Annotated in this window: 3 protein-coding genes; 2 read left to right on the forward strand and 1 reads right to left on the reverse strand. The window is 52.5% G+C overall.

Annotation, left to right across the window (positions count from 1 at the left end):
* The first annotated feature begins 345 nt into the window (after positions 1–345).
* Complete coding sequence (locus IPZ49_RS05540) at positions 346–1,089, forward strand: DeoR/GlpR family DNA-binding transcription regulator (RefSeq protein WP_022648061.1); 744 nt, start codon at positions 346–348, stop codon at positions 1,087–1,089.
* A 13-nt stretch (positions 1,090–1,102) separates the two neighbouring features.
* Positions 1,103–2,170, forward strand: a complete 1,068-nt coding sequence (locus tag IPZ49_RS05545) for an oxidoreductase (protein ID WP_038416023.1) — start codon at positions 1,103–1,105, stop codon at positions 2,168–2,170.
* A 42-nt stretch (positions 2,171–2,212) separates the two neighbouring features.
* Here the strand turns inward: IPZ49_RS05545 and cybB are convergent, their stop codons facing one another.
* On the reverse strand, positions 2,213–2,743 hold the full coding sequence (gene cybB / locus IPZ49_RS05550) for a cytochrome b561 (protein WP_023300059.1): 531 nt from the start codon (positions 2,741–2,743) through the stop codon (positions 2,213–2,215).
* Between the last annotated feature and the right edge of the window lie 306 nt (positions 2,744–3,049).

Here is a 3,049-nt window from a genome sequence, read left to right on the forward strand (position 1 = left end):
TATTTTCAAAGAACTGTCAATTTAAGTCATTCGCTGATTAATATTAAATTATTTTACTTTAAAAAGAATATCTAATAGATATAAGCACCAATTTATATTTATAATCTGGTTTTATATTCTTATTCGAACTCCTTATTCGGTAGCTTTAACCAAATTTCTATGTAAAACATAGCGTTAACATCAGGTCTAAACGATACATACATGTTTTTGATGACTGATTAATGCTAATTCAATATTCACCTTATTAAACTGTTTTGGACAACATCCCCCTCCTGTTACGATTCCCTTTCCTGTAAAATGCTGTAAACTGCATAGTATTGCGACATTTTGCAGGATGCTGCACCCATGCATAAAACCGCCAGACAAAAATATGTACTTGAAATTATTACTGAACAAGGCCAGGCCAGCATCACTGAGCTGGCAGAAAAGTTGCAGGTTTCGGCGGATACCATCCGTCGCGATCTGACCGATCTGGAAAAACAGGGACTGGCGCAAAAAAACCATGGCGGCGCCATCGCGCTGAATCTCTCGACGATGAACCGAGTTAGCAGGAATACCTTACTGCCTGAAATCAAGCAGCGGCTGGGTAAACAGGTTGCGCAGTGCGTACCTGCGGGCTCGACGCTTTTTCTGGACGCCGGAAGCACACTTCTGGCCGTTGCCTCTTTCCTGCAGGGACCGCTGACCATCATCACCCCTTCTCTTGATATCGCCCAGCAGGTTAGCGATCGGGAAGATATCGATCTGATCCTGCTTGGTGGAAAGTGGGATCAGAAACAGCGCCTGTTTGCCGGAAGCGCCACCCTTTCGCTGCTCTCTCGCTACCGGGCGGATATCGCCATCCTTGGCGCATGCGCCATTCATGCCGAGCTCGGATTGAGCGCCAGTCAGGAGGCGGATGCCGAGGTGAAGCGTGCCATGCTGGCCGCAAGCCAGGCGCACTGGGTAGTCGCCGATCATCTGAAACTCAACCAGTGCGAACCTTATCTGGTTTCAGGGTTATCCCAGATTCATCAACTGTTTTTAGATCGTCCCTGGGCAGAGCTCGGGGACCATAGCGCCGTGCAGGTTACCGTTTGCGCGCATTAACGTGGAGAAGGTCATGAATAAAGTGAAGACAATGAATATTGCGCTGATCGGGTATGGTTTTGTGGGTAAGACGTTTCATGCCCCGCTGATCCAGTCCGTCGACGGCCTGAAGCTGGCGGTGGTCTCATCCCGGGATGAAGAAAAGGTCAAACGCGATCTGCCGGACGTCCTCGTTGTTGCCACCCCTGAAGAGGCTATTCAGCACCCGGATATCGACCTGGTGGTTATCGCCTCCCCTAACGCGACCCATGCGCCGCTGGCCACCCTGGCGCTCAACGCCGGCAAGCACGTAGTGGTGGATAAGCCATTTACGCTGGATATGCAGGAAGCGCGAGATCTGATTGCGCTTGCGCAAGAAAAACAACGCCTGCTCTCTGTCTTCCATAACCGCCGCTGGGACAGCGATTTTCTCGGCATTAAGCAGGTGATTGAGCAAGGCAGTATCGGCAAGGTAAAACACTTTGAATCGCATATCGATCGTTTCCGCCCGGAGGTTCGCGTGCGCTGGAGAGAGCAAAATGTTCCCGGCAGTGGCCTGTGGTTCGACTTAGGCCCGCACATGATTGACCAGACGCTACAGCTTTTTGGTCTGCCGCTGTCGGTACAGGGCAACATCGCCACCCTGCGTGACGGTGCGGAAATTAACGACTGGGCGCACGTGGTGCTGAACTATCCTGAACACAAAGTGGTCCTCCATTGCAGCATGCTAGTGGCAGGCGGCGTTGCCCGCTTTACCGTCCACGGCGATAAGGCCAGCGTGGTGAAAGCGCGCATCGATCAGCAGGAAGCCCAGCTTCTGGCAGGCGTCATTCCGGGTAGCGAAAGCTGGGGTGAGGACAGCGACGCTATGGTGCTGTTTAATGCCCAGGGTGAAGCCAGCGCTATCCCTGCGCCAAAAGGCGACCAGCGGCAGTACTATATAAACGTGCGCGATGCCCTGAACGGCAAGATTGACAATCCGGTCCATCCGGTGGAAGCCCTGGCGGTGATGGCGGTGCTGGAAGCGGCGGTAAAATCTTCAGAAACGGGTACAACTCAGGAACTGGATTTAACGGCGCAGGAGCGCGCGCAACTGCAATAAGCCGCAAAAAAAATGCCCTGCGGGTTGGCAGGGCATTATCGGTCACTGACGCTTTTTCGGCATCATGCGCAGCAGCGTATTGTCTTTCCAGAAATAGTGATGCATCAGCGCGGCAAAGGCGTGCAAACCAATCACAAAATACCCCAGATTCGCCAGCGTTACGTGCCACGCTTTTAGCGTATCCACCAGGTCAAAATTCCCCTCCGCCGCATGCGGCATCGTCAGGCCAAACGCAAACCAGTCATTTCCCCGGTTATACATCATCACCATGCCGATCAGCGGCAGCGCAATAAACAGCAGGTAGATAACCAGATGCCCCAGATGGGACAGCCCGGTGATCATCGCTTTTGGTTTCGGTTGAATGGGCGGAGCCGGGAATTTCAGGCGGATAAGCAGGCGCGCCACCATCAGCACCAGGATGCTGATCCCGCAGGAAACGTGGATCATATTAATAAGCGGACGATCGGTTCGCGGGAACCAACCTCTGAATTCCATGGCGCAATAGGCCATAATCACTAACAGAAAAACCAGCCAGTGAATGCTGATTTGCAGACCCGTATATTTTGTGCGCATGTTGTTTCCCGATAAATAACAGTTATCGCGCCAACATAACCACCTTTCCTGAAAATGTGAACCCCCTTTTACGGAGGGCCGAGTATTCCCAGTTATTTGAAATCAGAAGCATTAACGTGCCTTCAGAATAACGGAGGGATTACAGAGATGCCCAGGTCCGGCTGTAAATCGCTGAGGCGTTTGCCTTCCGGCCGGGGCGAGGCGCAGGGATGCGCCGAGAGGGCGGGCTTTACAGGGATGTTACCTCCGCCCGTCCCCGATAAGCCGGAAGGAATAAGCTGAAGGGACCGCGAAGCGGCGATTTAC

It is taken from the genome of Enterobacter cloacae complex sp. S2, assembly GCF_015159675.1.
Taxonomy (GTDB): domain Bacteria; phylum Pseudomonadota; class Gammaproteobacteria; order Enterobacterales; family Enterobacteriaceae; genus Enterobacter; species Enterobacter intestinihominis.

Bases quoted from the DNA above. Each gene is read 5' to 3' on its own strand.
- cybB (WP_023300059.1), bottom strand. From the start codon at position 2,743: ATGCGCACAAAATATACGGGTCTGCAAATCAGCATTCACTGGCTGGTT.
- IPZ49_RS05545 (WP_038416023.1), top strand. From the start codon at position 1,103: ATGAATAAAGTGAAGACAATGAATATTGCGCTGATCGGGTATGGTTTT.
- IPZ49_RS05540 (WP_022648061.1), top strand. From the start codon at position 346: ATGCATAAAACCGCCAGACAAAAATATGTACTTGAAATTATTACTGAA.